The sequence below is a fragment of the Microcoleus sp. B6-A1 genome (assembly GCF_036705085.1).
Classification (GTDB): domain Bacteria; phylum Cyanobacteriota; class Cyanobacteriia; order Cyanobacteriales; family Microcoleaceae; genus Microcoleus.
On sequence record NZ_JAUBTU010000008.1, the window covers coordinates 97,761 to 123,992 of the forward strand.

At 46.9% G+C, this 26,232-nt stretch carries 28 protein-coding genes; 14 read left to right on the forward strand and 14 right to left on the reverse strand.

The genetic code is table 11. The features are described 5' to 3' along the window. Positions 1-35 precede the first annotated feature (35 nt). Positions 36-989, reverse strand: a complete 954-nt coding sequence (cofG, locus tag QUB11_RS04740; protein WP_333206756.1) for a 7,8-didemethyl-8-hydroxy-5-deazariboflavin synthase subunit CofG — start codon at positions 987-989, stop codon at positions 36-38. Between the two features lie 361 nt (positions 990-1,350). Between cofG and psbA the strand changes: the two genes are divergently transcribed. After that, the gene (gene psbA / locus QUB11_RS04745) at positions 1,351-2,433 is read left to right on the forward strand and encodes a photosystem II q(b) protein (protein ID WP_333198860.1); all 1,083 of its coding nucleotides are present in this window, start codon (positions 1,351-1,353) and stop codon (positions 2,431-2,433) included. Between the two features lie 306 nt (positions 2,434-2,739). Here psbA and QUB11_RS04750 read toward each other — a convergent pair whose 3' ends face one another. Beyond that, on the reverse strand, positions 2,740-3,429 hold the full coding sequence (locus tag QUB11_RS04750) for an Ig-like domain-containing protein (protein ID WP_333206809.1): 690 nt from the start codon (positions 3,427-3,429) through the stop codon (positions 2,740-2,742). Positions 3,430-3,817: 388 nt separating this feature from the next. On the opposite strand from QUB11_RS04750, the gene QUB11_RS04755 reads away from it, so the two are divergent. The 4 genes from QUB11_RS04755 (at position 3,818) to QUB11_RS04770 (ending at position 6,453) form a co-directional block, all read left to right on the forward strand. Then, positions 3,818-4,315: a GNAT family N-acetyltransferase gene (locus QUB11_RS04755; RefSeq protein ID WP_333206808.1), complete on the forward strand. Its 498-nt coding sequence runs from the start codon at positions 3,818-3,820 to the stop codon at positions 4,313-4,315. Positions 4,316-4,335: 20 nt separating this feature from the next. Further along, positions 4,336-5,544 carry a precorrin-6y C5,15-methyltransferase (decarboxylating) subunit CbiE gene (gene cbiE / locus QUB11_RS04760; RefSeq protein WP_333206807.1) on the forward strand — a complete coding sequence of 403 codons (1,209 nt, stop codon included), beginning with the start codon at positions 4,336-4,338 and terminating at the stop codon, positions 5,542-5,544. A gap of 170 nt (positions 5,545-5,714) precedes the next feature. Continuing rightward, positions 5,715-6,059 (forward strand): hypothetical protein, encoded by a 345-nt coding sequence (locus QUB11_RS04765; protein ID WP_333206806.1) that lies wholly within the window; start codon positions 5,715-5,717, stop codon positions 6,057-6,059. 4 nt (positions 6,060-6,063) lie between these two features. Further along, positions 6,064-6,453, forward strand: coding sequence for a hypothetical protein (locus tag QUB11_RS04770; protein WP_333206805.1), 390 nt, complete (start codon positions 6,064-6,066; stop codon positions 6,451-6,453). A gap of 18 nt (positions 6,454-6,471) precedes the next feature. On the opposite strand, the gene QUB11_RS04775 is transcribed toward QUB11_RS04770, so the two are convergent. From QUB11_RS04775 to QUB11_RS04825, 11 genes are all read right to left on the reverse strand, one after another. Then, positions 6,472-6,717 (reverse strand): hypothetical protein, encoded by a 246-nt coding sequence (locus QUB11_RS04775; protein ID WP_190657256.1) that lies wholly within the window; start codon positions 6,715-6,717, stop codon positions 6,472-6,474. Between the two features lie 84 nt (positions 6,718-6,801). Next, entirely contained in the window at positions 6,802-7,188 is a 387-nt protein-coding gene (locus tag QUB11_RS04780) for a type II toxin-antitoxin system VapC family toxin (protein ID WP_333206804.1), read from the reverse strand. Then, positions 7,185-7,412, reverse strand: a complete 228-nt coding sequence (gene vapB / locus QUB11_RS04785; RefSeq protein WP_333206803.1) for a type II toxin-antitoxin system VapB family antitoxin — start codon at positions 7,410-7,412, stop codon at positions 7,185-7,187. The genes QUB11_RS04780 and vapB overlap by 4 nt, the downstream gene beginning before the upstream one ends. A 73-nt stretch (positions 7,413-7,485) precedes the next feature. Next, on the reverse strand, positions 7,486-7,782 hold the full coding sequence (locus tag QUB11_RS04790) for an XRE family transcriptional regulator (protein ID WP_333206802.1): 297 nt from the start codon (positions 7,780-7,782) through the stop codon (positions 7,486-7,488). Further along, entirely contained in the window at positions 7,779-8,129 is a 351-nt protein-coding gene (locus QUB11_RS04795) for a type II toxin-antitoxin system RelE/ParE family toxin (protein WP_333206801.1), read from the reverse strand. Before QUB11_RS04795 ends, QUB11_RS04790 begins: the two co-directional genes overlap by 4 nt. A gap of 73 nt (positions 8,130-8,202) precedes the next feature. Beyond that, positions 8,203-8,778 carry an RNA-guided endonuclease TnpB family protein gene (locus QUB11_RS04800; RefSeq protein WP_333206800.1) on the reverse strand — a complete coding sequence of 192 codons (576 nt, stop codon included), beginning with the start codon at positions 8,776-8,778 and terminating at the stop codon, positions 8,203-8,205. Beyond that, positions 8,708-9,328, reverse strand: coding sequence for a transposase (locus QUB11_RS04805; protein WP_333206799.1), 621 nt, complete (start codon positions 9,326-9,328; stop codon positions 8,708-8,710). The genes QUB11_RS04800 and QUB11_RS04805 overlap by 71 nt, the downstream gene beginning before the upstream one ends. Positions 9,329-9,596: 268 nt before the next feature. After that, positions 9,597-13,001 carry a DNA methyltransferase gene (locus tag QUB11_RS04810; protein WP_333206797.1) on the reverse strand — a complete coding sequence of 1,135 codons (3,405 nt, stop codon included), beginning with the start codon at positions 12,999-13,001 and terminating at the stop codon, positions 9,597-9,599. Positions 13,002-13,227: 226 nt separating this feature from the next. Next, positions 13,228-15,948: a cyanophycin synthetase gene (gene cphA / locus QUB11_RS04815; protein WP_333206796.1), complete on the reverse strand. Its 2,721-nt coding sequence runs from the start codon at positions 15,946-15,948 to the stop codon at positions 13,228-13,230. A gap of 338 nt (positions 15,949-16,286) precedes the next feature. After that, positions 16,287-17,180 carry a cyanophycinase gene (locus tag QUB11_RS04820; RefSeq protein ID WP_333206795.1) on the reverse strand — a complete coding sequence of 298 codons (894 nt, stop codon included), beginning with the start codon at positions 17,178-17,180 and terminating at the stop codon, positions 16,287-16,289. A 65-nt stretch (positions 17,181-17,245) separates the two neighbouring features. Further along, positions 17,246-17,404, reverse strand: coding sequence for a hypothetical protein (locus QUB11_RS04825; protein WP_333206794.1), 159 nt, complete (start codon positions 17,402-17,404; stop codon positions 17,246-17,248). A 108-nt stretch (positions 17,405-17,512) separates the two neighbouring features. Here QUB11_RS04825 and trmD point away from each other — a divergent pair, with 108 nt between their 5' ends. The 6 genes from trmD (at position 17,513) to larB (ending at position 23,093) form a co-directional block, all read left to right on the forward strand. After that, complete coding sequence (gene trmD, locus QUB11_RS04830) at positions 17,513-18,208, forward strand: tRNA (guanosine(37)-N1)-methyltransferase TrmD (RefSeq protein ID WP_333206793.1); 696 nt, start codon at positions 17,513-17,515, stop codon at positions 18,206-18,208. A gap of 525 nt (positions 18,209-18,733) precedes the next feature. Continuing rightward, positions 18,734-19,213: a 2-C-methyl-D-erythritol 2,4-cyclodiphosphate synthase gene (gene ispF, locus QUB11_RS04835; RefSeq protein ID WP_333206810.1), complete on the forward strand. Its 480-nt coding sequence runs from the start codon at positions 18,734-18,736 to the stop codon at positions 19,211-19,213. Between the two features lie 68 nt (positions 19,214-19,281). Continuing rightward, positions 19,282-19,830, forward strand: coding sequence for a hypothetical protein (locus tag QUB11_RS04840; RefSeq protein ID WP_333206791.1), 549 nt, complete (start codon positions 19,282-19,284; stop codon positions 19,828-19,830). Further along, entirely contained in the window at positions 19,808-20,380 is a 573-nt protein-coding gene (locus tag QUB11_RS04845; protein ID WP_333206790.1) for a PIN domain-containing protein, read from the forward strand. Before QUB11_RS04840 ends, QUB11_RS04845 begins: the two co-directional genes overlap by 23 nt. A gap of 28 nt (positions 20,381-20,408) precedes the next feature. Further along, positions 20,409-22,181, forward strand: a complete 1,773-nt coding sequence (locus tag QUB11_RS04850) for an ABC transporter substrate-binding protein (protein WP_333206789.1) — start codon at positions 20,409-20,411, stop codon at positions 22,179-22,181. 108 nt (positions 22,182-22,289) lie between these two features. Beyond that, positions 22,290-23,093 (forward strand): nickel pincer cofactor biosynthesis protein LarB, encoded by an 804-nt coding sequence (gene larB / locus QUB11_RS04855; RefSeq protein WP_333206788.1) that lies wholly within the window; start codon positions 22,290-22,292, stop codon positions 23,091-23,093. A gap of 263 nt (positions 23,094-23,356) precedes the next feature. Here larB and QUB11_RS04860 read toward each other — a convergent pair whose 3' ends face one another. Further along, positions 23,357-23,968: a hypothetical protein gene (locus QUB11_RS04860; RefSeq protein WP_333057483.1), complete on the reverse strand. Its 612-nt coding sequence runs from the start codon at positions 23,966-23,968 to the stop codon at positions 23,357-23,359. 318 nt (positions 23,969-24,286) lie between these two features. On the opposite strand from QUB11_RS04860, the gene QUB11_RS04865 reads away from it, so the two are divergent. The 3 genes from QUB11_RS04865 to QUB11_RS04875 all read left to right on the forward strand — a co-directional run bounded on the left by QUB11_RS04865 (position 24,287) and on the right by QUB11_RS04875 (position 26,015). Continuing rightward, positions 24,287-24,499 (forward strand): chlorophyll a/b-binding protein, encoded by a 213-nt coding sequence (locus QUB11_RS04865; RefSeq protein WP_193973911.1) that lies wholly within the window; start codon positions 24,287-24,289, stop codon positions 24,497-24,499. A 143-nt stretch (positions 24,500-24,642) separates the two neighbouring features. Continuing rightward, positions 24,643-25,182 (forward strand): photosystem II reaction center PsbP, encoded by a 540-nt coding sequence (gene psbP, locus QUB11_RS04870; protein WP_333057481.1) that lies wholly within the window; start codon positions 24,643-24,645, stop codon positions 25,180-25,182. Between the two features lie 182 nt (positions 25,183-25,364). Further along, complete coding sequence (locus QUB11_RS04875; RefSeq protein WP_333206787.1) at positions 25,365-26,015, forward strand: nucleoside triphosphate pyrophosphatase; 651 nt, start codon at positions 25,365-25,367, stop codon at positions 26,013-26,015. The last annotated feature ends 217 nt before the right edge of the window (positions 26,016-26,232 follow it).

Below are 26,232 nucleotides of genomic sequence, written 5' to 3' on the forward strand. Positions count from 1 at the left end.
CTCAATTCTTCAATCTAAAATCTAAAATCTAAAATCTAAAATCGATTGACTCTCCATTGTTGAACAGCAGTTTGCAATGTCTGGGGCAGCCACTTATCATACTGAGGATAAACAGGCAAACGCTGCACAAGTTGCCATCCCGATGCTGCTAAAATTTCTGTTAAAGTTTGGTGTTGCAGGTGAGGATAATCGGGATTAACTTCATCCCGTGGCCCGATTCCTCCTAAATCTCTAGCACCTGCTTCTAAACAAGCAAGTAATATGTCTGGCTGTGCAACTAAATTGGGGGGAATTTGTAGCCTGATTTCATCAGGTAAGATGCTGCGGGCGATCGCAATTACTTCGGGCATTTTTGTAGCATCAAAAACTTCACCCTCCCAACTTTGCTGATTTCCCGGACTGTGTGGCTGTAGGATAACTTCTTGAATGTGATTGTAGGGCAAATGAATCCGGGCGATCGCCTCTAATGTCTCAATCCAATCTGCCTCACTTTCCCCAATTCCCAGCAGCAAACCAGTTGTAAACGGAATCTTCAATTCCCCAGCCCATTCTAACTGTTGCAGTCGCAGCGCCGGCACTTTACTCGGTGCGTGTCGGTGAACCGTTTGTAATAAATGTGGGGCAAGCTGTTCTAGCATCAGCCCCATCGATACATTTACCTCTTTTAACAGTGCCATCTCCTCAAAGCTGAGCGGCCCCACATTAGTATGCGGCAAAAATCCCAGAGCAAGTGCCAGTTCGCACAAATCGTAAATCCGCTGCAACCAAGCTTTTCGCCGTTTACTTTGAGGATGTACCTCGCCGCTGAGGATGAGAATTTCAATTACACCTTGAGTTTGCAGGAACTTGAGCTGTTTTTCGGCTTGTGCGAGTGTCAGCCAAGGACTTTGCAGGGGTTCTGCCCGAAAATTGCAATAGGTGCAGCGGTTAAAACACTCGTAAGTGGGAACCAGAGTATAAGCAGGGCTGTAGGTGACGGTGCGAGACATTCCTTGGGATAATTATCGATCGGACTTGTGCAACAACATATATATGTCAATGGGAGTTTTGCGGTTTGCGATCGCAACCCTTCATCTATCTTAACACTGACGCCCGTCCCGAATCTCGTTGCCTCGGTAGATTATGAGTATTCTTCATTGGTGGGCGATCGTCCAAAAAATCCGCACTCTGCTTTTTAAAACCCCATACAGCAAGCATTCTGGCTTATTATCAGCGAAGCTTATGACCTTCATAACAAAAACTGTGCTTAAAAGGCCTTTACAAACTGAAATAAAAGCTTTATGTTTATTTACATGGCGGAACACAAAGCCGTCACGAACATTGAAAACCAAATAAAGCAATCATAAACAAATGACAACAACCTTACAGCAGCGCGAAAGCGCCAACGTCTGGGAACGCTTTTGTGAGTGGGTCACATCAACCGACAACCGGATTTACATCGGTTGGTTCGGAGTCTTGATGATTCCTACCTTGCTCAGCGCCACCATCTGCTACATCATCGCCTTCATCGCTGCTCCTCCAGTGGACATCGACGGCATCCGTGAACCAGTAGCAGGTTCCTTAATGTACGGTAACAACATCATCACAGGTGCTGTTGTTCCTTCATCTAATGCTATAGGCTTGCACTTCTACCCAATCTGGGAAGCAGCTTCCTTAGACGAGTGGTTGTACAACGGCGGCCCTTACCAATTGGTAATTTTCCACTTCCTGATCGGTGTATTTTGCTACATGGGTCGTGAATGGGAATTGTCCTACCGCTTAGGTATGCGTCCTTGGATCTGCGTCGCTTACTCTGCACCAGTTGCAGCAGCAACCGCAGTATTCTTGATCTACCCAATTGGACAAGGTTCGTTCTCTGACGGTATGCCTTTGGGTATCTCCGGTACATTCAACTTCATGATCGTGTTCCAAGCTGAGCACAACATCCTGATGCACCCGTTCCACATGTTGGGAGTTGCTGGTGTCTTCGGTGGTAGCTTGTTCTCCGCCATGCACGGTTCTTTAGTTACCTCTTCCTTGGTTCGTGAAACAACCGAAACCGAATCGCAAAACTACGGTTACAAATTCGGTCAAGAAGAAGAAACCTACAACATCGTTGCAGCCCACGGCTACTTCGGTCGTTTGATTTTCCAATACGCTTCTTTCAACAACAGCCGTTCTTTGCACTTCTTGTTAGGTGCATGGCCAGTAGTAGGCATCTGGTTTACCGCTTTGGGTATCTCCACGATGGCTTTCAACTTGAACGGTTTCAACTTCAACCAATCGATTATCGACTCGCAAGGTCGTGTCATCAATACTTGGGCTGATGTGATCAACCGCGCTAACTTGGGTATGGAAGTAATGCACGAGCGCAATGCTCACAACTTCCCGCTTGACTTGGCTGCTAGTGAAGTCACTCCAGTAGCAATGGTAGCTCCTTCTATCAATGGCTAAGTTTTAGTTTTTGATTAACAAAAAGCGCTCCTAGAAATAGGGGCGCTTTTTGTTTGGGAAAATATATTTTTTAGAGACTTATTGTGATATCTAGTCCGGTAACATGGGGAGCATCCCAATTTGGGTTTTAGAGGAGTGTTGGCTGTGAGAGTACGAAGCGAGATATAGAAACTTTGCTGTGCGGGATGCTCGCAGGGTCTAAGCATAGTTGTACATAAGCTAAGGCATATACCAGCAGCGGATAAGCAGCAACAGTTCAAATGATTCGCGGCCGGAGATTCCTAGGAATGGAAGGATTTTTGTTTTTTATTTAATAGTTAATTTGGCTTCGCTAGTGCGATCGCCCATTGCCCCAGTAATAGTAACAGTTCCAGGTCGCAGCGCTTGAAATGTCCCCGCTGATTGCGTTTGAGCGAGCAACGGCTCCGGATTGGGAGATTTGCTGGGTGCACCAGGTATCGGTTGCTGATAGTAGGGAGTCGAAAATCGGAAATGAGTCACTGGCGGAAGCAATCTCCCCTTTGAATCCGAGAGAATCATTTTAAAGGTAATACGATCGCCCACGCGGACGGTTGCAACTTCTGGTAGAATCCGAAGTGTCCAATCAGGCGGGTAAACAATACCGGACATAGAGAGTGTTTCTCCACCTTTTTTGGCAAACACGGCAAACTTTCCCGGCGCAATACCCGTCACAGTTCCATCTGGGGAAACTTTGACGACTTCTTCATAATCGGACGACCACACCCACTGTTTCTCGGACTGCGTAGAATCTCCTGGAATACACCCTGAAGCGGCGTCGGTACTCCCGATTTTTAGCTTAGTCGTTTGACCCACAATTAAAGGCTCTACTTCCCAAGAATTGTAGTTAAGGCAAGGGGGATTATATATACCTAGAAATTCTCTAAACTCCCATACCGTAATACCTATGAATCCGAATAACAGGACGATCGCAGTTACGCAGCCGAACCCGATAAATTCCTTCTGTTTGTTATTCATATTTAATATGGGTTTTTTTTGTATCTATAACTTTATGAACCAGTGCGCCTAGCGCTCTAGCTTTGTATGCCACCGAGAAAAGTGGCACAGAGATAAATAAAATGCTATTATTTTTTCACAGTGGGAAGACTGCGCTAAAGTATCTCGGAATAAATTTGTGATTTCACAGCAGATAAAATAGCATTCATTCACTCAGATTTATTAAAAATATCTGCGTTACTTTGTGTTTCATCTGCCTTAAATCTGTGGTTTACATATCAAAAATTTATGCAAGAGGTATTGTAAAGTAGAATCGCTAAGTATAACATTACGGTCAGCAAATGGTAATATAATAGATGCACAAAAACATCGAATAATATAGGGAAGTTATCCTAAAAAAATAACCGACATGATACTTAAAACAGAGAGATTAGTTTTGAAACCGATTGTGGAGAGCGATCTCAACACGCTCCACAAAATTTTCACTGATTCCTATGTGAGGAGATATCTGTGCGACGGCGAAATCTGGTCGCTACAAAAGGTTGAAGAAATGCTTGCCGAAAACAAAAAGCTGTTTGCAGACAAGCAATTCGGTTTGTGGTTTATCGAAACTAAGAGCGATCGAGAAACTATTGGATTTGTTGGTTTGTGGTATTTTTTTGAAGAAGCACAGCCCCAGTTAGTTTACGCACTGCTGCCGAAAGCACTTAAAAAAGGTTACGCTACTGAAGCATCAACCAAAATATTGGATTATGGTTTTGATGAACTTGGCTTTAACTATCTTGTCGCAAGTTGCGATCGCCCAAACATTGAGTCGCAAAAAGTCGCAGAAAGACTCGGAATGAAACAAGTAGAAGAAAGAATTATGAATGGAAATCCGATATTATTCTTTAGAATCGATAAGTAGTAATTAGCAGTAAGGGCGCAATGCACAAATGGCTTTCGGTGGTGGGGATTGGCGAAGACGGATTATCGGGATTGAGTGCGATCGCCCGTACCCTACTCGATCGATCTCAAATCGTTGTTGGTGGTGCCCGTCACCTCGCAATGCTACCAAGCGACGACACCCGCGAACAATTGCTTTGGGCTTCGCCGCTACAAGCAACAGTCGATCAAATCCTCCGTCGCCGGGGACAGTCTGTGTGCGTGATCGCAAGCGGCGATCCGATGTGTCACGGAATTGGGGTAACACTGTCGCGCCAGATTCCCATTTCGGAAATGACTGTGATTCCCGCAGCATCGGCTTTTAGTCTTGCTTGCGCCCGTTTGGGTTGGCCGCTGGCGGATGTTGAGACTTTCAGTTTGACAAATCGCCCGATCGCATCGATCGCCCTTGCTTTGTCCCCTGGCGCGCGCCTGCTGGTGTTGAGTGCTGACAGGCACACCCCTGGTCTTGTGGCGACAATGTTAACACAGCAGGGGTTTGGCAGCAGTTTGATGACCGTGTTCGAGCGGATGGGGTCGGGAGCGGAACGGCGGATCGAGGGGGTAGCAACAGCCTGGAATGCAGCGGATTTGGCGGATTTGAACACGATCGCGATCGCAGTTGCAGCCGATCGACAAACTCTTATCCTCCCCCGAACTGCGGGTTTGCCGGATGCTGCTTATCGCCACGACGGACAACTTACCAAGCGGGAGGTTCGAGCCGTTACTCTGTCAACGTTAGCACCGATTCCGGGTGAGTTGCTTTGGGATGTGGGTGCGGGCTGCGGCTCGATCGCGATCGAATGGATGCGGAGTCATCCTCGGTGCAGGGCGATCGCGATCGAACGCCACCCAACTCGACTGCAATACATCGCCGAAAATGCCTCGACTTTCGGCGTTCCCGAACTCCAAATTGTCGCGGGAGAAGCGCCAGAAGCCCTGACAAATTTGCCTCAACCGAATGCTATTTTCATCGGCGGCGGTGTCACCGCAGAAGCTGTGCTGGAAACTTGCTGGAATGCTTTAGGTGAAGGCGGCCGATTAGTTGTTAATGCGGTGACAGTTGAGAGCGAGTTTAAAGTTTTGCAATGGCACGATCGTTATGGCGGGGAACTAATTAGAATTGGGATTCAGCGAGTTGGGGCGATCGGTTCTTTTCAGGGTTGGAAACCGCTTGCGCCGGTGACTCAGTGGGCGATTGTTAAGGGGTAATACCAATTCTGATTGGATCGGAATGATTTAACCACAGAGTACGCAGAGAACACAGAGGAAGAGATGAGAGAGATGAATCATTCCGATGAAGAGTGGATTTGATATAAAAGGCGATCGATCTTTTTCCAATAAAGCTATAATCAATAATATCCTCTGAAATGAGAGTGATAATGCCAGACGAATCATCTGTAGATCCTTATTTAGATCGACTGTTTGAAGACTATTCCAACACTGAAGTTATCGAACTACAGCAATATCTGTCTGAATGGGATAGAGGAACTTATCGAACTGTGGCCCAAAGTGTGTTAGACTATTCACAAAGAAAAGGATTTGATCCACTCAAATATTTGCGTAAAGCACACAACTTCAACACCAGAGGTGCTGTAAGAGTTCCTCGCACGGGATATCGGCAGGATGGAGCCGCTGTTTACCGAAAGGGCTATGAGTTTTTAATTGTGCGACCTGACCAGTATGGTGTTGAGAAAATCGTGACTTATGGCATTAATGAGGAATAGCGATATGGCACAAGTTCAGAACAAATTAGCGATTCAACAAGATATTATTGTGCAACTTTTGGCACAGTTGAGGGTTGACTATCAAAACACTAAATCAGAGCGCAAAGAGATATCTCAGAGGTATCTTGGTTCCGAGGAAGATTTTTCTTTTCTGGAGGAGCTTGAGTTAGTAACAGTAAGTATTCGCGGTTATGCTAGTCAGATTGAGGAGCGCGCAGAGGTTGAGAATCGCGAGCAAGCGATCGCAGAGTTACATCAGCTCAGGGTGTTCGATCGTTCTGCGATTGCTCAGTTTTATGATGAGACGCGATCGGGCTATCTTCAAATGCGGTCTTATATCCGAATGCTAGACTATTTGCGGTTGCTGGTTTTGGAGTATTTGCAAATGGAATAGAGATCCAGATAAGTTAGTTTACCAGACACCGTAGCCACCTCGACGATCGGCAATTTCTTGCTCTAACTCCACTTCATTGAGAAGTTTCATACCGTTGGCGATCGCCCGTTGGCGAAGTTTCCACAAGGTTTGACCGAGTTGTGTTTTGGGGGTAAATTCAGGTGAAGATTTGAGCGCTAGAGCTTGAGTAAACTGAAGGACTTTTGCGCGATCGGCGGGGGCAAGTTCGCGCCAGTATTGTAGGAGGATTTCTTCGGGAGGCATGGAAAATTTTTGAGCCTAACTCTAGAATTTATTTTACTCTTTTACGCTCGATCGGGTCAATGCCATTGGCGATAATAATCTAGTTTATAACCATAGTCTTTGAACAGCATAAGCATCAAACACTTCATCACGGCTGACTAAAACTAAAGCATGATTAATGGATTGGGCAATTAAAATTCGATCGAATGGATCGCGATGGTGGAATGGTAGGCTGCGAACCTGTACAGTATCCCCAAAGGAAATTGGCAGTAATAAGATGCCAGCAGCAGGTAACTGAGGTTCGATGTCTGCATAGTCTGCTTGCAGTGTCAATTTACCAATGCTGATTTTGATGGCAATTTCCCAAAGACTGGCAATACTCAAATAGACTATATCGGCGGATTCAATCTGCTCCTTCAAGGTAACTGATAGGTTAGGAGCATTTTCTGAAAACCAAATAAAAGTGTGAGTATCGAGGAGCAATGCACTCATTCCATATACTCCTGGAAATCCTCTAATGGTGCATCAAAATCATCAGCAAGCGGTAAGACAAACGTGCCTTTCATCATCCCGGCTTGACGTTTCTTTTGAGGAGGATTTACGGCAACCTCATTATTTGCATATTTTGCGGCCAAGAATTCTACATAGTGCAAAACTTCCTGTTTCAGGGAATCTGGCAACTTGACCAGGGTTTCTAGGATGGTGTTTTCTAGCATTAGATAACCTCTTGCTGGATAAGCTCATGATAACAAGCGCAAAGCCAAACTTACCGATGTCTCTAATCTCGCTCTAAGCTACCTTGGGACAAATTTCGATTTTGACAGTCATGCCTACTTGGTTTAGCATTGCGATCAGAGTATCAACCGAGAATTCCCCAATTTTACCTTGAGTTAGAGCTTTGATTTGGTCGTTTGACTGTTTGAGATGTTGAGCAGTTTGGTCGATCGTCCAACGGTGATGTTTAATCTGATGAAGCAGGGCGAGCATGAGTTGCGATCTGATTAGTAAGTTATCAGCTTCTTCTGCTGAAAATCCCAGATCGAGAAAGATATTATCGGTTGCTGGGGTAATAGTATTTTCACTCATGGTTCTGGTTCTCTTGAATTTAAACGATTTTGTAACAACTGTTGGTAGCGTTTCTGTCCAATTTCGATATTTTTCTTGGCTGTCTTCTGAGTTTTATTTTGGAAAGCATGAAGAACGTAAATAGCTTCTTCAAATCTAGCAATATAAAATACCCGATAGGCATCTTCTGTCCGAATCCGAATTTCTTCAACGCCTTTGCCTACGATCGACATGGGTTTAAAGTCTGATGGTTGTATGCCCTGCTGAAGTGTCCAAAGTGCAAAACCAGCTTCTTTTCGGGCATCGTCAGGAAGAGATTGGATTTCTTCACGGGTAGCGCCAACCCACCGAATCGGTTTGATGGTCATCGGGTTTGTTGAGAATCAAATACTATAACAATTTTGACATACTCCCCTGCCTAAAGGCGAAGGGATTCTAAGCTCAGACAGCAATTGCAGGCATAGCCTGTCTAACATCACCTAACTTAGCGGTTGATGCCCCAACCACACAAATATTTATCGCCGCGTTCTCGTCTCTGTCGTTCACCCTTTGACAGGACGGACAGCGCCATTCACGAACTGACAAATCCAACTCTTTCAGAACCTGTCCACAATGCGAGCAAGTCTTACTAGATGGATACCAACGGTCGATGAAAACTACTTCTTTTCCTTTCTTTTTGGCAACCCATTCGAGAATTTGGAGAAATTCGCCGAATGCAATGTCTGAAATTTTACGTCCCCAAAGTCGTTGCATTCCTTTTAGATTCAACGTCTCAAAGCACAGCACGTCGAACTTATCAGTTAGTTCGTGAGCCAATTTCCAGAACCAATCAGAGCGACGATTCACTACGGCTTCATGTTTGCGAACTAGATTAAGTCTTGCTCTTTCTCGGTTCGCTGAGCCTTTCCGTTTTTGGGAATGCTGACGATTTGCTTTCTTAATAGCGTTAAGGGACTGTTTCAGGAATTGCGGTGATTCGATTTTTGTTCCATCTGAGCAGGTGAGAAACGTTTTCAAGCCGAAATCTTGCGCCAGCGATTCTACTCGTCTCGACTTTGGTTTCAGGTTCTTCAACGCTGTCAACGACCACAACCATAAATAGCTCTCCTAATGTCGTGCGTTTAATGGTTAACGTCTTAACATTCCCTTCTATCTCTCTGGAATTCCAATACTGATAAACGCGATTCCCAATCTTAATTCGATTGCCGCCTAATAATTTGTAGCCAGCTTGCTTGAGAGTGAACGATTTGTATCTGCGAACTTTCTTGAATCCGGGAGGTCTAACTCCTTTCTTGTGATGCTTAAAGAACAGTTGATAGGCTTTCTCAATGCGTTGACAGATATCCTGTACAGCCTGAGATCCAACCTGTTGCCAGAATGCTTTACGCTTTCTGAGTTTGGCGATATGACTTTGAAGTTTGCTGCAATTCAAGTGCTTACCCCACATCCGGTAGTACCGTTTGTGAAGTGCAATGCAATGGTTATAAATCACTCCGGCAGCATTGATACTTCGCTTGAGGTGTTTATTTTGGTTGCTTTGATATAGCTTGAACTTCAATGTTTTCATGCTAACTATGATAACATAATAGGTAGCAATTGGGTAGCCAAATGGTCAGAGAAAGATTAAGTATTCGCATTGTCGTGAGTCGGCTAGAGAAGTTGCGGAGAATTGCCAAACAGAAAGAAAAAACAATGACCCAACTTGTAGAAGACTGGATTGATAAACTTAAAGAGGAAAAGCCGTCAAGCGAAGGACGGGGCTTTAAACCCAGTTTTCCGGTAAGGGCGATCGCCTTCAAACCCCCTAGCGTAAGCTACAAGTTTTTGCAATTCCATCAGGTTGGGAGATACCAATATTGCACGCCACCTTCAGTATGACTGAGCAAAATCCCCAGATCTTCGAGGCTTTCTAAACAGTCGAGAATGACTTTTTTTTTGCGGCTGGCTGCTTTGAAATGGGCGGTGACTTGGGCGGCTGTCCATTCGCCGCTTTGGGTGCGGAATAAGTCGCGGATGGCCCAAAGTTGCTCTTTGAGGGTTTTGGGGAAGGGTTGTTGTTCCGTGGGGGCGATCGGGGTTTCCGTTTCGGTGGTGATGCCTGCAAGGGATGGTTGCACGTAGGTTTCGCCTGGGGCTTGGTAGTCGGGACGCAGCCAGCGAATGTGTCCGTTGCGTTCTTCTTCGGCGCGTTGGGCATTGAGGGTGACGAGGTTTTCCAGGATTTGGTCGTCGGTGAGGGTGGGTTCCCAACCATAGGTGGCAAAGACGGCGGCATCCAGTTCGTCGTGGATTTGTTTGAGGGTGGAGACTAAGGCTTTTTGGTTGAAGGCTTTGTCTTTGTCGTCGAGGGGTTCGCCTTTGCGGAGTTTTTCGAGGAGGTTGTACATCCCGGTGATGGTGACTTCGGGGTGACTGGCTTGGACTCGTTTGCGGTGGCTGTCGAGGCGTTCTCCGAGTTCTCGGATGGTTTGTTTTTGGGTGTCGGTTGGAGTTGGGAAGGGGAAGCGATCGAAGCAAGTAGTTTGGACATAAACAGGGGTCGGACCAAGCTGCCCGCCACATACTAATGCCCATTTAACATGAATTTGACTAGAAAGAACTCCCAAGAAATAAGCATCATCTAAAGCGATCGCAAGAATTTTCTGATCGGGAATAACTTTAGTATCAATAAAAGTGAACACACGATGCTTACTGGTTTGCGTACTACCTATATAACGAGATATCGTTTTTAGAGCAGGGCGGAAACTTGAACGCGGTTCGGCGAAAATCCACCATTTTTCGCGATAGGCTGGACGATTGTTCTTTTCACGCTCTGGTCTGACACGCTCATAAATCCATTGGTAGACATTCGGATAACGAGCACAAACTTCATTTTCTGTTAGTCCAAATAGATCTATGACTAATGCTTTTCTTGAAAATTGTAGCAAGTCACGACCATTTAGATAAGGGTGAATTACTTCTGTCTCCAAGTTCTTTGCTTCTGCTTCTGTCAAACAAAAACCCATACCATGAAGTTTTACCCCAAGACAACCTAACTTCTGATTACCATTGAGAGAAACCGCACTAGAAACATCAGTTCCAGCTTGAAGATTGCTAAATATTTTTCCTGCATTTTTCCACTCTATTTTAATTTCTCCGGCGGAATCTTCTGGTTTTTCTGCTTCAGATTCACGAATTACGAACCCCAATTTAATTAGTCTAGATGTGTCATAATTACTAAGTTGACAGACCGTCATAGAAATTCTGACCTGTGCGCCATCATCAGTCCAAGGGTGATCGGGAATGGCATAAATTAACCGAAGTGGATTTTTCGGATTTAACAAGTGAAAATCTATAACTTTTTTTTGCCAAACCTGACGAATACTATTTGTTGTGATAAACCCAAATATGTTAACATTTCTAGCACGTACTACCTCTGCTGCTTTGTGCCACCAGTACATCACAAAATCAACTGTATCCGGTACATCTTTATAAACTTTTCTCAATGTTTCTACATACCCATCTCCCAAAATTTCGCGCATTTTACGATTCCCAATAAACGGCGGATTCGACACAATATAATCCGCTTCCTGCCACTCGGCCGCCCTTGCATTCAAATAGCGATAAATCGTGACTTTATCTGTCGGATCGGGAATATCTTCTCCCGTCACCGGACTTTTCATCATCCGCCCACCCCACCTTGTCCGCACCTTCCCCGCCGCATCCACATCCGGTTCTATCCCCTCATAGGCCAACACCGCATCCCGGCATTCAATATTGTTGTACTCCCGCAACACGGGTTCGATCGGGGGAATATCGCCAAACCGCCGAAAATGCCACTGCAAATAGCCAATCCAAATCACCAAATCTGCGATCGCCGCAGCCCTAGGATTAATCTCAATTCCCAAAAACTGACTGGGATTGACTTGTGCAATATCTAACCGCAACTGCGCCGCCCCTGTGACATCCTCCAAGCGCCGCAACACCTCCGATTCCAAGCCCTTCAACAAATCCAACGTCACATACAGGAAATTTCCCGATCCGCAGGCCGGATCGAGAATCTTCACCTGTTGTAACTCCGTCAGAAATGCCTCTAAAACTGAGCTCGCCTTTTTCCTTTGATTTGCAGTCGGTTCCGATTCCCCCGCGTTGAGCAACTGTTTAACCTCCGCTTGTACCGCAATCCAGCGATCGCCCAAAGGTTCCATCACCACAGGCTTTACCAACCTTTCCACATACGATCGCGGCGTATAATGAGCCCCCAACTTACTACGTTCCCTCGAATCCAGCGCCCTTTCCAACAATGTCCCAAAAATCGCCGGTTCCACATTGCACCAATCCCGCTTCGCCGCCTGCAACAACACTTCCAACTGCGCCTTTGTCAGCGCAAACGCCTGCGACTCGGCAAACAATCCCCCATTAAACCGCAACAGTTTGCCATGAAAGCCAAAACTCGTCCCCTCATTCATCGCCTCCCACAGCGCCTCTACCTCCGGCTTAAAAGTCTTCGGATTGAGAATCCATCGCGTTTCCAGCGCCTGCGTAAACAAATGTTCCTTCAGCAACCCCACATCCTCGGCAAACATGGTGAAAATACAGCGCATCAAAAACTGGGCGACTTGCTGCGGATCGACATTCGCCTCCATCCGCTTCGCCAACTCTGCCAAATCCGCCGCCACTTCCCGCGTCACCCGCGCCGCAATCTTCTCTGGATTGCGCTGCTGCGGATTGCTAAAAATATCGACAAACAAATCGAAAACATCGGCTTTCTGCAACTCAATTAGCCCGATTTCTCGCCTCGCCCCATAGCCGCCATAATCGCCGCTAAAACCCATCCATAATTCAAAATGATCGCCAATATCGCAAGTTAACAAAAAAGGCGGTTTGCTGGGCAAATTTCGCGTATAAGCAACTGCTTGCACAAACGCTTTTTCCATCTCTCGCAAATAGCTATTAGTTCCCCGCTTTGCTGTTCCCTTGTTACTTGTCGTTCCGCCCTGTTTTGCCTCGATTAAAAAATGCTCGGCTTTGTAAAAGTCAATAAACCCCGGAGTTACTTTGCCGCTGGGGTGAAAAATCTTGACATCTTTGTCAAAGCAGTAGGGATCGTTGGGAATTCTGCCTTTATCACAAGGGCGATCGACCCCAAGCGCATCGCACATTTCCGCAAAAAACAACTGGTAGTTTGCCCGTTCGTTACCGCTAGAACCTGCCCAGCGCGTGATGAATGTTTCGACTCGCGTGCGATCGGCCTCATTCATGTTTCAACCCTGTTGCTTGCTTTTTCCTGATTCTATAGTCCTCGACGCACGCGGGGGCGGGTTTATGAGATTGTAAATTATGGGCAATTATTGTAGGTGAACCCGCCCCTACAAAATTTAACATCATACAAGTCCAAATCAAACGGAAATGACTAACAATTTTAAAATTAATAGGTTGGGTCTAACACAAGTAACCCAACCTATTAATTAAATGAGACTTAAGAGTTTAACCTTGATTCACCACAGTCGGTTTTAAACTTTCCTGTGACTTCGATCGATCTAAACCATTTTGAACTTCCACAGATTCCTTAATCGGTTTCCGCGCTTCAATTAAACTCAAAGCTTTGTTGACACCTTCAGGTAAAATCACCACCAAACTGCCGGCCGGCGCCTCGTCTAAAGCCTTGTTAACGGCTGTTGTTTCGTCGAGAATCAACTCGTATTCAACTTGAGATTTGTTTGCGGTTCCGGCAGAAATCGCCTCGGCAATTCCCTGGCAAATTAACTTTGCCACAACACCGGGTTCTCGGCCGCGCCTGTCAATATCTTCTTTGACAATAATACGATCGAACATCTCGGCCGAAAGTTTGCCCAGCGTGACAAAATCTTCATCTCGCCGGTCTCCGGGCGCGCCGACTACCCCGATCCGCTGTCCCTGCCAATTCAGCACGAAACTGCCCAAAGCTTTGTAGCTGTGGGGGTTGTGGGCGTAGTCGAGTAAAGCGTGATAGCTGCCCAAATTAAACAGGTTCATCCTACCGGGAGTTTGGCCGACGGATGCTTGAAAGCTTGACAAAGCCGATCGAATATCTTCTATTTTCAATCCTTGGGCAAAAGCCGCCAAACAAGCTGCTAAAGCATTAGCAATCATAAACGGCGCGCGCCCGCCCATCGTCAGCGGCACGTTCACAGCCTGCTCAATTCGCAGCGTCCAATCGCCTTTCAATATCGACAAATACCCATTTTCGTAAATCGCTGCCAGCCCGCCCGCAGCGGTATGTTTTGCAACCAGTTCGTTATCCGGGTTCATCGAAAAATATGCAATTTGAGCCTTGACACGCTGCGCCATTTGTGATACTAACGGGTCGTCTGCATTCAAAACTGCATAGCCTTTGGGCATTACCGACTCGACGAGGACGCTTTTGAGTTTGGCCAGTTGTTCCACGGTGTCGATGTCGCCAATGCCCAAGTGATCGGCTGCGACGTTCAAGACGACGCCGACATCGCACTGATCGAAGCCGAGGCCCGATCGCAAAATTCCGCCTCTAGCCGTTTCCAGCACCGCCACTTCTACCGTGGGGTCAGACAAAATCAATTGAGCACTCTGCGGCCCGGTATTGTCTCCGCTTTCGACCAAATAATCGCCGATGTAAGTGCCGTCGGTAGTCGTGTATCCGGTAATCTGACCGGTCTGCTTAACAATGTGGGCTAGCAGGCGAGTGGTTGTAGTTTTGCCGTTGGTTCCCGTTACCGCTAAAATCGGCACCCGGCTGGGTTGAGGTGAGGGGAACAGCATATCGAAGACGGCGCCGGCGACGTTGCGGGGCAAACCTTGACTTGGGGCGACGTGCATTCTGAAACCCGGTGCTGCGTTGACTTCGACGATGACGCCGTTGACATCGCGCAGGGGTTTGGAGATGTCGGGAGTTACTACGTCAATGCCGGCGATGTCCAAACCGATAATTTTGGCGACTCTGGAAAACAGCCAGACGTTTTCTGGGTGGATTTCGTCGGTGCGATCGACTGCAATTCCACCGGTACTCAAGTTTGCTGTCGCGCGCAAAAATACTCTTTCGCCGGCGGGCACTACGGAGTCCATTGCGTATCCTTGTTTTTGCAGCAAATCCAGGGACAATTTGTCGATCGTGATCCGGGTGAGCACGTTGTCGTGTCCGTCTCCTCGCTGCGGGTCGCGGTTTACTTCTTCAATAAGCTGTTCTACTGTAGACTTGCCGTCGCCCACGACGTTAGCGGGGACTCGTTCTGCGACTGCTATGACTTGCCCGTTGACTACCAATACTCTGTGGTCACGGCCGACGTAATAGCGCTCGACAATGACGCTTTTTGTTTTTGATGCGGCGCTGGCTAAGTCGTAGGCTTCTTCTGCTGCTTCCCAGGAATTGATGTCGATCGTAATGCCGCGGCCGTGGTTGCCGTCTAGGGGTTTGAGGACGATCGGATAACCGCCGACATCTTCTATCGCCCCGCGCAGTTCATCCAAATAATGAATCACCGTTCCTCTGGGAACCGGTACGCCGGCGCTGGCGAGGATATTTTTAGTACCTTCCTTGTCACAGGCAAGTTCTACTCCCAAAACTCCCGTCCGGTTGCTCAGAGTTGCCTGAATCCGCTTTTGGTGAACCCCGTAGCCGAGTTGAATCATAAACCGGGCGCTCAAAGGTATCCAAGGAATGCCCCGCGCTTCTGCTTCCTTAATCAGTGTTTCCGTGCTCGGCCCCAGGGCCGCCGACGCAGCAAACTCTCTCAGGTCTCTCAAATCTTGGACTAATTCTGCTGCTGGATAAGTGCCTGTATCGGCAATACTTTGGCACATCCGCACGCCCGCCCGCGCTGCATAGCGACCGGCTTGTTCGTTTTGATACTCGATTACTACTTGGTAAATACCTGGGGTCGCAGTCTCGCGGGTACGGCCGAACCCGACCGGCATTCCTGCCATTTCCTGAAGTTCTAGGGCGACGTGTTCGATTACGTGTCCCATCATTGTGCCTTCTCTGACCCGTTGCAGGAATCCTCCCTGATGGCCTGGAGAACAGTGATGGTCGTTCAAACTCGGAAGTGTGGCGATCAACCCTTCATAGAAGCCAGGAATTTCCGCTGTGGTTTTATCTGCCCACTCCTCTAAATCCAGACGCATCAGGACGAGTTTCTGGCGTCGGATGCTCCAGTAGTTGGGGCCGCGTAAGGTCTGGATTTTAAGTATTTTCATGGCAGTTAGAGGGGTATGGGGCGCGAAATCTTATAGATAATTGGAGCATTTATTCAATTTCGATCTAGATTGCTCGATAGACTGTTCGCTACGAACAGTTTGGGAGTGAATTTCCAGTTATGGGCTACCCAATTGAAAATTCATGCCCCTGCGATCGGCTAAAAACAAGTACAGGTTCATGGCTAGCAAAAACTCAAAGCTCGAAGCTAGAATTTTCTGTGGTTCGGCCTCCTGGGGTCAGACCGTGGCTGCTTCGGAATCTATTCTATTGTGGTATCCATGATTCGGCCGGAATGCCGCCTAATTTCTGCCGAATCAATGACAAGAGATGTTCTACGTTAGTTGGCTGTGCGGCATTCGGGGGGCCAGCCAGACTCGGAACACGCTCCCGATGGCATTGGTTTGCCTAGGGGCATATTGTAGCAATCTCCGTGACACAGGACGTGCAAGCGCATATTGAACAGACTTAAGGGTTCTGTCGCTCCTACCATAGACTCATTGGTATAAAAATTTTCCCTAGAATCAACAATAGTCACAGTGCCTTTACCGAGAATTTTCATAGTATCGTCTCCCTCAAACAAGGCGCAGGTGTCTTCGTCAATACCAATAGCGAGGCGATCGGGATGGCAAGCCACAGCCGACAGCAAGCGAGCCATGCGGTTGCGGTTGTGAAAATGCTGATCTACGATGATCTCAGGAATAATGTTAAGTCCGTTTGCCATGTCTACTAAAGAGCGGTTCGGCGACGCGCCACTCCCGCCGCCTGCAATCATGTGATATCCCATCACCGCAGCACCCGCGCTGGTGCCAGCGAGGGTAATCTTGCCTTCGAGGGTTTCTTTGCGAATTTTCTCCATCAGCGGGGTGTCCGCCAGCAGCCCACAGAGCCGCAGTTGGTCGCCGCCTGTGATGAATACGCCCGTACAGTCTTCTAAGTAATCTTTCCAGACGGGGTTTTCGCCTTGTTCGCGTTCGCGGATGTCCACTACTTTGACTGCGCTAACGCCCATTTCGTCAAATATTGTGCGGTAGCGGTTGCTAATTCCTTCGGGATCTCGCGAAGCGCAGGGAACGATCGCCAGCCGAGCGTTTGGACCCCCAGCACGGCAAAAAAAGGTGTTCAAAATCTCTCGCCCGTGAACTTTGTCTTCGGCTCCCCCGATGACCATAATCGAGGTTTTTGTGCGCTGGGGAATATTGTGTTCAAGGGCTTGAGATGTCAACTGCTGCATGGTGTGTCTTCCTCTGTTGGATGTGAAATTCAATTTTGCCGTGGCTGTGCGTAGAATAGGGCTTTTTAAGAAGAAATATTTGTTGGTGCGAGTGAGGTGCGATCGCCGAGCGCACTATCCCGCAGTTGTTTGGGGGCGAGTTTACTTGCAGTCGCTGTCATGAAAAACTGATTATTGTTGTACAAAACCGGCCCGCCGACAAAGGAAGAGAATTTAACTTGCAAAAATTCTCAGAAATTATAAGAAATTATAAAGAATAAAGCAATTACTGAAAACTGAACTCCCTCTAAAGGTCAAACTAGAGATGATGTATCAATGAAATTCCAATAATTGTGCGATTTGACGTTGTTACCCTATTTCCAGAATTTTTCCGGGCTCCCCTAGAGTCGGGACTGATGGGCAAAGCCTTAGCTAAAAAGATTGCTGAGGTGAATTTTGTCAATCCCCGCGATTTTACCACAGACAAGCACCAGCGAGTCGATGATGAGCCTTACGGGGGCGGAGTGGGGATGCTGATGAAACCGGAACCGATTTTTGCTGCGGTGGAGTCGCTGCCGATTTTGCCGAGGCGGGAGGTGATTTTGCTTACTCCCCAGGGGGAACCGATGCAGCAAGCGATGTTTCGGGAGTTGGCGGCCGATCGCGATCAGTTGGTATTGATTTGCGGTCATTATGAAGGTGTGGACGATCGAGTCCTGCATTTGGTGACTCGCGAGGTGTCTTTGGGGGATTTTGTGCTCACGGGGGGCGAAATTCCGGCTTTGGCTTTGATTAATGGGGTTTTGCGATTGCTGCGGGGAACTGTGGCGAAGGAAGATTCGCTGAAGTTTGAGAGTTTTGAAGACGGACTTTTGGATTATCCGCAGTACACTCGACCGGCGGATTTTCGGGGATTGAAGGTGCCCGATGTGTTGCTGTCTGGTAATCACGCAGAAATTGCTCGCTGGCGCAAGCAACAGCAAATTGAAAGAACTCGATCGCGCCGGCTGGATTTGTACGATCGGTGGTTGCAGGAGAGGGAAGAATAGGAGAAAGGGCGATCGCACGAGTGGTCAATCGATTTTAGATTTTCGATTTTCGATTTTCGATTGACTTGCGCGAGATAAATGCTCTTTCTTGAGGATTTTCGATTTTCGATTTGGGATTGATTCCACGGATAAATCACGTGGCGGGTACCACCTTTGAAATTCCTGGTCAGAAACCGGGTTTTTGCGGTAATACTTCGTTGTAGTCCACAGATTTGGTAAAAAACCCGGTTTCTTTGGTCTTGATGCGTAAATCCCGTATATTTAAGAGCCTAATAAATTTTGGATTCGCGTTTGTAAGTCTTTGAGTTCAGGAGAGCGATCGAGAAGTCCCCATAATTTTCTAGCGTTTCCAGCATTAACCCTTTTCTCCCCTCCCTCCAACAGCTTTAGGATTGCCATAACTGTTGAGGAAAGCAGCAAAAAAAATCTTTAACACTCGGATCGGCATTAAAAAATAAATTCACTTATCTCCCTAAAAATATGAAATAATTGTCTTCTACTATACTTACCAAACCTTCCTTTTACATGAACATCCGCATCGGCAATGGCTACGACATTCACTGCTTAGTTCCCGATCGCCCTCTCATCCTAGGCGGTGTCAATATTCCCCACGAATTAGGATTACTCGGCCACAGCGACGCCGACGTACTTACCCACGCTATCATGGACGCTATGCTCGGAGCTCTCAGCTTAGGAGATATCGGGCTGTATTTCCCGCCAACTGACCCGAAATGGAAAGGTGCTGATAGTCTCGTATTGCTGGCACAAGTCAATCAGTTAATATTAGATAAAGGCTGGGAAATCGGCAATATTGATTCGGTGGTGGTGGCGGAACGTCCAAAGCTGAAACCGCATATTCAGCAAATGCGCGATCGGCTTTCTACTGTCCTACAATTAAAACCTGACCAAATCGGCATCAAAGCTACTACAAACGAAAAATTAGGGCCTGTAGGGAGAGAAGAAGGAATCGCAGCCTATGCTGTAGTTTTGCTGGGCAAAAAATAGAACTCTACAATCTAAAATTGATAGTGGAGTCAATACTTTAATCCAAAATCGCTAGGAAGCCTGAAATCATGGACACTGACACCTGGGAATTACAATTTCCTGTAGACGCGGATGTCATCGCGTTGGATAAGGACGATCGCATAGTCGTGCTAATCGAGGTTAAAATTATTCAAGCTCAAGAAGCAGACGCAAAACAGAAAATTGTCGATCGCGCGCTCAATTGGCTGAAAGCTGTGTTAGCTAAGCTGTCTGAAAACAACGCGATCGTTCCCTATGCTATGTTTGTTGACGCGGAACAAATTTTGATTTTCAAATGGGATGGTGTGAATTTATCGGAGCCTGTTTGCACTCTCAATACTGGTGAAATATGTCGCTATTATATGCCGAGTTTTGGCAGTAAATGGATATTTGAAGATACCATTGAGGGGCTGATTGAATCGTGGCTGCATGACTTAGATTATAACTGGAAATCAGAAAGTCCGCCAGCATCAGAACAGATAGCAGCCATCGGTTTGCTGCCGTTACTTGCAGGTGGAACAACAAAATCAGGAGTGGAACTAGGTGGCAATTATATATATCGAGACCAACTTTCTGATGAGTATTACTACAGGGCGTGAGGCTGAAGCAATTATGTTGCTCAGGGATTTGTCCTCATCAGTTAAGTTGGTAATACCAAGCATTTGTTACATGGAGGCTTTGTCAGCTTTAGAGGATGAGTTGAAGCGACAAAACTATTTTAAGGAACAGCTAACTCGTCAAGTTAGCGAAAGAAAGCGAGATGTGACATCTGAACACGCCGCATCTCTATCTCTTTACCTAGAAGAATCATTGATTTCCTATCGCTATCGAGTAGGTGAAATTAAATCACGCTTGCGGGAAGCGATAAGTCTGATGTCGCGAAATTCAGAAATGATTGCATTAAATCCAGAGATTGTCGAATCAAGCTTAAACGAAACTTTGATCGAAAAAGATCCAACCGACAATTTGATTCTACACTGTATCCTCAGTCATGCACGATCGCATTCTACAGAAACCAAAGTATTTCTCAGCGGTAACGTCAAAGAATTTGGTCTACCGGAAGTTCAAGATGTTTTGCGAGAGGCGGGGATTACAAAGTATTTCTCTGTCACTAAAAACTTTCTAGGCTGGCTACAATCTCAGTCATAATTGCACGCAGGTGGTACAGTAAATTATTATGAAAATTTTCCCTATTTTACATTCAAAGCGCCGCTGGCTGGCTGTTCTGCTGGCTGTAATTGCAGCCGTCAGTCTCTCTGCTTGTAGTCCCGCCCGATCGAACTTAGTAAACAGACTCATCGTTCCCACCCCCAGCGGCCCAGCTACCTTTAACTACCCCCTAAATCAATCTGCATACAGCGTTTTTGGCTATATGTACGAGGGACTGATCAACGAAAATGGCTTGACATCGGAGTTAGAACCTGGTTTAGCTGAGTCGTGGGAAGTTTCTAAAGATGGCAAAAAGATTGTCTTTACCCTGCGAGAGGGATTGAAATGGTCGGACGGCCAGCCTCTGACTACTGATGACATTATCTTCAGCTATGAAAAGATTTATTTCAATGACAAAATTCCTAGCGGTTTGAAAGATATTCTGAGGGTTGGCATCAGCGACCAATTTCCAAAAGTCAAAAAACTCGACAGTCGCCGCGTTGAATTTTCCGTTGCAGAACCCTTTGCTCCTTTTATTAGATATGCTGGGGGAATCCCGATTTTACCAGCTCATATTTTACAGGAAGCTGTCGAAAATACAGATGCAGACGGCAACCCTAAATACCTGACTACTTGGGGCACGGATACTGATCCTAAAAAAATTGTTGGAAATGGTCAATATCGAATGCTGAGCTACACTCCCAATCAGCGCGTGGTTTTGGAACGAAATCCCTATTTTTGGCGCCAAGATGCTGAGGGAAATCCTCAACCTTACATCCAGCAAATTGTTTGGCAAATTATCGAAAATACTGACAATCAACTGCTGAATTTTCGATCGGGCGATTTGGATACTCTGAATGTGGAGCCGGAAGTGTTTCCGCTGCTGAAACGGGAGGAAAAACGCGGCAAATATACGGTCTTTAACGGCGGCCCGGATACTGGCAGCGTGTTTATGTGTTTCAATCTGAATAAGGGGCGCAATGCTCAAAATCAGCCGTTTGTAGACCCGGTTAAGTCTCGCTGGTTTGCTAGTAAGGAATTTCGGCAGGCGATCGCCTACGGCATCAACCGCGAGGCGATGACTAACAATATTTATCGCGGACTGGGCGCGCCGCTACATTCCCCAATTCCGGCCCAAAGCCCGTTCTACCTGTCCCCAGAACAGGGATTGAAAACTTACAGTTACGATCTACAAAAAGCCAAAGAGTTACTGTTAAGCGCTGGTTTCAAGTATAATAGTAACGACGAATTGTTGGATGCTGAAGGCAACAAGGTACGATTTACTTTGTTGATGGCGGCAGGTAAAAAAGTTCGGGAACAAATGGGAACGCAAATTAAGCAAGACTTGGGCAAACTGGGGATGCAAATTGATACGCAGTTCCTGAGTTTTAACACTTATGTGGAAAAGCTGCGATTGACGCGGAATTGGGATACTTACCTCGGCGGTTTTACGGGAGGTACTGAACCGCACAGCGGCTACAATATTTGGTCAGTCAATGGCACTTTGCACAGTTTCAACCAGGGCCCGCAATCCGGAGAACCCCCGATTAAAGGTTGGGAAGTGTACGACTGGGAGCAGAAAATCGATGACCTTTATGTGAAGGCTTCCCAGGAGCTTGATGAGGCGAAGCGCAAGGAGCTTTATGGAGAAACGCAGCGGATTATAGCGGAACAAGTTCCTTTTGTTTATATGGTCAATCCGCTGACTTTTGAGGCGGTGCGCGATCGCGTTTCGGGAATTCGCTACAGTGCCCTCGGCGGTGCTTTCTGGAATTTGTACGAGCTGAAAATAACAGAATAGTCAGCAGTCAGCAGTCATTAGTCATTAGTCATTAGTCAGCAGTCATTAGTCATTAGTCATTAGTCATTAGTCATTAGTCATTAGTTAGCAGTCATTAGTTATTAGTTTATGGAACCTAAAATTTTACAGCAGTTACTCGAATCAGTGGCCGCAGGCGATGTGAGTCCGATCGCAGCTTTGGATAAATTAAAGCATTTTGACTTTGAACAAGTCGGCGATTTTGCCAAAATTGACCACCACCGCACTTTAAGAACGGGTTTTCCTGAAGTAATTTGGGGCCCAGGGAAAACGCCCGACCAAATTGTTGAAATTATCGAGGCGATGCGCGGGCGAAATTCTGCGGTGATGGCGACACGAATCGAACCGGAAGTTTTCGAGCAATTGCAACACAAAATACCCGATTTGTGCTACTACCAAAAGGCTCGAATTTGTGCAATTTCTCCTAATTCCCCAACTCCGCAGCATCCGGGTACTGTGACTATTATCAGTGCGGGAACGGCGGATTTACCTGTAGCGGAAGAGGCGGCAATTACTGCGGAACTTTGCGGTTTTCAGGTGCGACGTTTGTGGGATGTCGGAGTTGCCGGCATTCACCGCTTGCTGAGCAACCGGCACGTGATTGCTGATGCTGATGTGTTGATTGCGGTTGCGGGTATGGAAGGTGCTTTGGCGAGTGTGGTTGCGGGTTTGGCAGATTGTCCGGTGATTGCTGTGCCGACGAGTGTAGGTTACGGCGCGAGTTTTGGCGGGATTGCTCCTCTTTTAACTATGCTCAATTCTTGTGCGGCTGGTGTGGGTGTGGTGAATATTGATAATGGGTTTGGGGCGGCGATTTTGGCTTGTCAAATTCTCAGAAGTGCTGGCAGAGTGGGGAAAATGAAAGAGGAGGAGAATCGGAGAGAGGGGGAATAGTTTTGAGTTTTGAACTGAAATCCTGAATCAGGGAGGGTTCTCTTGGCATTGCCCCTACTCCAAACAGGTTTCTTTGTTCTTCATTTACCTGAAATCTGCTGTAATTTTTCGAGTGCAGTGCGAGCGCCCCCCTCGCGAAGACCGCTCGCGCTATAGTTAGAAACCCCTTCCATCAGACTCTTGAAACCGCATCTACACAAACTCTCGTCCCAGCAGAGGGCGACTAAAAAATACAGGAGGTATTATTAAAGCCGGGTTTGATATTACTTGCTAGCCAGCCAAACCGGATAAGCAGATGAATCCTCAGCTTTTAACTTTTGCGCCTGATAACTCTTGCTAGTCCAACTAGCTACTGTTTGCAGGTTTTCTGTCAAAGAACTTTCGCTGCCAAATGCTTCAAATCCCAAAGTCCACCACGCGCTGCCGTTAATGTTCAACTGAGTAAGTTCCACGGTGCAACCTTGAGGAATGGGGGCTTCTACTGGCACTGACATTACCGCACCCGACTCCGAAACGTGGTAAAGACGCTGCGCTCGCTTTTTCTTGACTCCCACCCACTTTCCTGTCGCCAAAATATCCGCCGGTATCGGCGCCATCGTGTCCGCACAAACCCACTTCAGCCACTTTTCGGCTTTGCCTTCCCAGCGGTTGCCGAACGGCATTGTCCCCAACTCTCCCTGACGCCACTTTACCTCCAAGGTTTTCCCACGCAGCTTCACTCCTAAGTAGTCGCAGCTTGGTACTAGCAAATATATGTCTTCCCGCTCTTCGGGAGGCGAAAGATACGTGCCGAGACTCTCGCTTCCAAACCATTGATTGATTGATTTTGGCAGTGCACCGCTATAAAACCACCGCATTTCCAGACTGGCCCGCATAAATTTTTCCTCCGTTCCACAATTTTCGTCAAACCCAGACTGGATTTGCCATACACCATCGACTTTTGTGCCTCTCCACTCTATCCTCCCCCCTCCGGGGCCCAGAGTCTACCCACCGTCATACCATTTTAGATTTTAGATTTTAGATTTTAGATTAGGGAAAGACTGACTATATAAGGGTTGAGAGCCTAGCGTTGCATTTTTTTTACTGGTGTCCGATCGAGATCTTTAAAAAAAATTTCTCACAATCCTTTACATATCTTCACAAGTCTGTTACATTTAGTTACAGTACACTAAAAACCATTTAGGAAAAAAAACATGACTAACCGAGGCTTAATGCTGGACGACCAAGGCAAAATGAACAATTTTGCGATCGAGCCGACAGTATACATCGATGACGAACCCCGCACCGGCTTCACTCCCTACGCAGAACGCTTAAACGGCCGCCTTGCCATGATTGGCTTTGTTTCTCTCTTGGCTTTAGAAGTTTCGACCAAGCACGGGCTGATTAGCTGGCTGACTCACCTGTAATGATTTTGTTAACAATTAAACTATATGGCTATGGATCGCTGGCGGTACACAAACAGCGATCCATAGCTTAACTATTTTTAGGGGCAAGGTTTGGTGAGACAATTAAAATTAAATATTTTTGTTTTACCCTATCCGTAAAAAGAATGCTCAAACGAATTGCGGCAATACTTCTGGTGGTTCTCAGCCTCACCTTGACCGGTTGTGTCTCTAAAGTCACCGGACTCAAAAGCTACGTTGATACTGGCGATGGCTATCAATTTCTCTATCCTAACGGCTGGCTGCCGATCGCGGTTTCTAACGGGCCCGATGTGGTGTTCCGCGATTTGATTCAGCAAACCGAGAATGTCAGCGTTGTAATCAGTCCAGTTGCGAAGGACAAAACTCTGGCGGATTTGGGATCGCCGACGGATGTGGGATACAAGCTCAGCAAAAGTGCGATCGCCCCGGCTGATTCGGGTCGCGAAGCTGAATTAGTCAATGCAGAAGCTCGTGAATCGCGATCGAAAAACTATTACATTTTAGAATACGCCGTTAAGTTGCCAAACCAAGAACGGCACAACTTAGCGAGTGTAGCCGTCAGCCGCGGCAAACTTTTTACGCTTAACGTTTCCACTACCGAAGAACGCTGGCCGAAGGTAAAAGAAGCTTTTGAGAAAGTTGTTAAATCTTTCTCTGTTTATTAGGGAATTGGGAATTGGGAATTGGGCATGGGGCATGGGGCATTGTTGACAGTTGACTGTTGACTGTTCGCTGTTGACTGTTGACTGTTCGCTGGAAACCTCACCACAGTTAACTGACAACTGACAACTGACAACTGTCAACTGTCAACTGTCAACTGTCAACTGTCAACTGAACTTCTTAACTTATGAAAATTCCAACTTTTGTATTAGCTTCAGCTTCTCCAGCGCGCCGTCGCCTGCTAGAAAATGCCGGAATTCAAGCTGTGATTTGCCCCAGCGACTTTGATGAAGGGCAAATACAAATGAGGGATGCCACTAATTTAGTGCAGGTTTTAGCAGAGGGAAAAGCTGAGGCTGTAGCTAAGTTTTTGCTGGCTAATTCTCACCCCCAAATCCCTAATCCCAAATCTTGTTTGGTTTTGGGATGCGATTCAATTTTGCTCATAGATAGCGAAATTCACGGCAAACCCAAGGATGCGGAAGAAGCAATCTCGCGCTGGCAGAAAATGCGCGGTAAGGTGGGCGAACTGTATACGGGTCATGCTTTAATTGATACTAGATTCGATGACTTTGGTGAGGCGAGGTCGCGATCGATCATTCGTTGTCAAGTTACAAAAGTTCATTTTGCGGAAGTTACCTCGCGCCAAATAGCGGCTTACGTCGCTACCGGAGAGCCCCTCGCCTGTGCAGGCTGTTTTGCACTCGAAGGTAAAGGCGGCTTTTTTGTGGAAAAAATCGAAGGATGTCACACAAATGTGATTGGTTTGAGCTTACCTCTGCTGCGGCAAATGCTCACCGAAATGGGATATGATGTGGCAGATTTCTGGCAATCTTAAATATTGTTAAATTCATGTCAGCAATCGGGAGGCAGAGCCTCGCTGATATGCCTTCCCAGGCAGAGCCTGGGAACGAGGATTGATAGCCTTGGTGTTGTGGGAGGGGTGTCCCGCCCGTCCGTGTTCTGCTTCTTAGGATCACGAATTAAATAACTTACAATTTTAATTGTTATTGTGGGATGGGCGTCCCGCCCGTCTTTTTGGGACGGGCGGGACG

Excerpts from the sequence above, each read along its gene's own strand:
- cofG (WP_333206756.1), bottom strand. The coding sequence starts at position 989 with ATGTCTCGCACCGTCACCTACAGCCCTGCTTATACTCTGGTTCCCACT.
- psbA (WP_333198860.1), top strand. The coding sequence starts at position 1,351 with ATGACAACAACCTTACAGCAGCGCGAAAGCGCCAACGTCTGGGAACGC.
- QUB11_RS04750 (WP_333206809.1), bottom strand. The coding sequence starts at position 3,429 with ATGAATAACAAACAGAAGGAATTTATCGGGTTCGGCTGCGTAACTGCG.
- QUB11_RS04755 (WP_333206808.1), top strand. The coding sequence starts at position 3,818 with ATGATACTTAAAACAGAGAGATTAGTTTTGAAACCGATTGTGGAGAGC.
- cbiE (WP_333206807.1), top strand. The coding sequence starts at position 4,336 with ATGCACAAATGGCTTTCGGTGGTGGGGATTGGCGAAGACGGATTATCG.
- QUB11_RS04765 (WP_333206806.1), top strand. The coding sequence starts at position 5,715 with ATGCCAGACGAATCATCTGTAGATCCTTATTTAGATCGACTGTTTGAA.
- QUB11_RS04770 (WP_333206805.1), top strand. The coding sequence starts at position 6,064 with ATGGCACAAGTTCAGAACAAATTAGCGATTCAACAAGATATTATTGTG.
- QUB11_RS04775 (WP_190657256.1), bottom strand. The coding sequence starts at position 6,717 with ATGCCTCCCGAAGAAATCCTCCTACAATACTGGCGCGAACTTGCCCCC.
- QUB11_RS04780 (WP_333206804.1), bottom strand. The coding sequence starts at position 7,188 with ATGAGTGCATTGCTCCTCGATACTCACACTTTTATTTGGTTTTCAGAA.
- vapB (WP_333206803.1), bottom strand. The coding sequence starts at position 7,412 with ATGCTAGAAAACACCATCCTAGAAACCCTGGTCAAGTTGCCAGATTCC.
- QUB11_RS04790 (WP_333206802.1), bottom strand. The coding sequence starts at position 7,782 with ATGAGTGAAAATACTATTACCCCAGCAACCGATAATATCTTTCTCGAT.
- QUB11_RS04795 (WP_333206801.1), bottom strand. The coding sequence starts at position 8,129 with ATGACCATCAAACCGATTCGGTGGGTTGGCGCTACCCGTGAAGAAATC.
- QUB11_RS04805 (WP_333206799.1), bottom strand. The coding sequence starts at position 9,328 with ATGAAAACATTGAAGTTCAAGCTATATCAAAGCAACCAAAATAAACAC.
- QUB11_RS04810 (WP_333206797.1), bottom strand. The coding sequence starts at position 13,001 with ATGAATGAGGCCGATCGCACGCGAGTCGAAACATTCATCACGCGCTGG.
- cphA (WP_333206796.1), bottom strand. The coding sequence starts at position 15,948 with ATGAAAATACTTAAAATCCAGACCTTACGCGGCCCCAACTACTGGAGC.
- QUB11_RS04820 (WP_333206795.1), bottom strand. The coding sequence starts at position 17,180 with ATGCAGCAGTTGACATCTCAAGCCCTTGAACACAATATTCCCCAGCGC.
- ispF (WP_333206810.1), top strand. The coding sequence starts at position 18,734 with ATGAACATCCGCATCGGCAATGGCTACGACATTCACTGCTTAGTTCCC.
- QUB11_RS04840 (WP_333206791.1), top strand. The coding sequence starts at position 19,282 with ATGGACACTGACACCTGGGAATTACAATTTCCTGTAGACGCGGATGTC.
- QUB11_RS04845 (WP_333206790.1), top strand. The coding sequence starts at position 19,808 with ATGAGTATTACTACAGGGCGTGAGGCTGAAGCAATTATGTTGCTCAGG.
- QUB11_RS04850 (WP_333206789.1), top strand. The coding sequence starts at position 20,409 with ATGAAAATTTTCCCTATTTTACATTCAAAGCGCCGCTGGCTGGCTGTT.
- larB (WP_333206788.1), top strand. The coding sequence starts at position 22,290 with ATGGAACCTAAAATTTTACAGCAGTTACTCGAATCAGTGGCCGCAGGC.
- QUB11_RS04860 (WP_333057483.1), bottom strand. The coding sequence starts at position 23,968 with ATGCGGGCCAGTCTGGAAATGCGGTGGTTTTATAGCGGTGCACTGCCA.
- QUB11_RS04865 (WP_193973911.1), top strand. The coding sequence starts at position 24,287 with ATGACTAACCGAGGCTTAATGCTGGACGACCAAGGCAAAATGAACAAT.
- psbP (WP_333057481.1), top strand. The coding sequence starts at position 24,643 with ATGCTCAAACGAATTGCGGCAATACTTCTGGTGGTTCTCAGCCTCACC.
- QUB11_RS04875 (WP_333206787.1), top strand. The coding sequence starts at position 25,365 with ATGAAAATTCCAACTTTTGTATTAGCTTCAGCTTCTCCAGCGCGCCGT.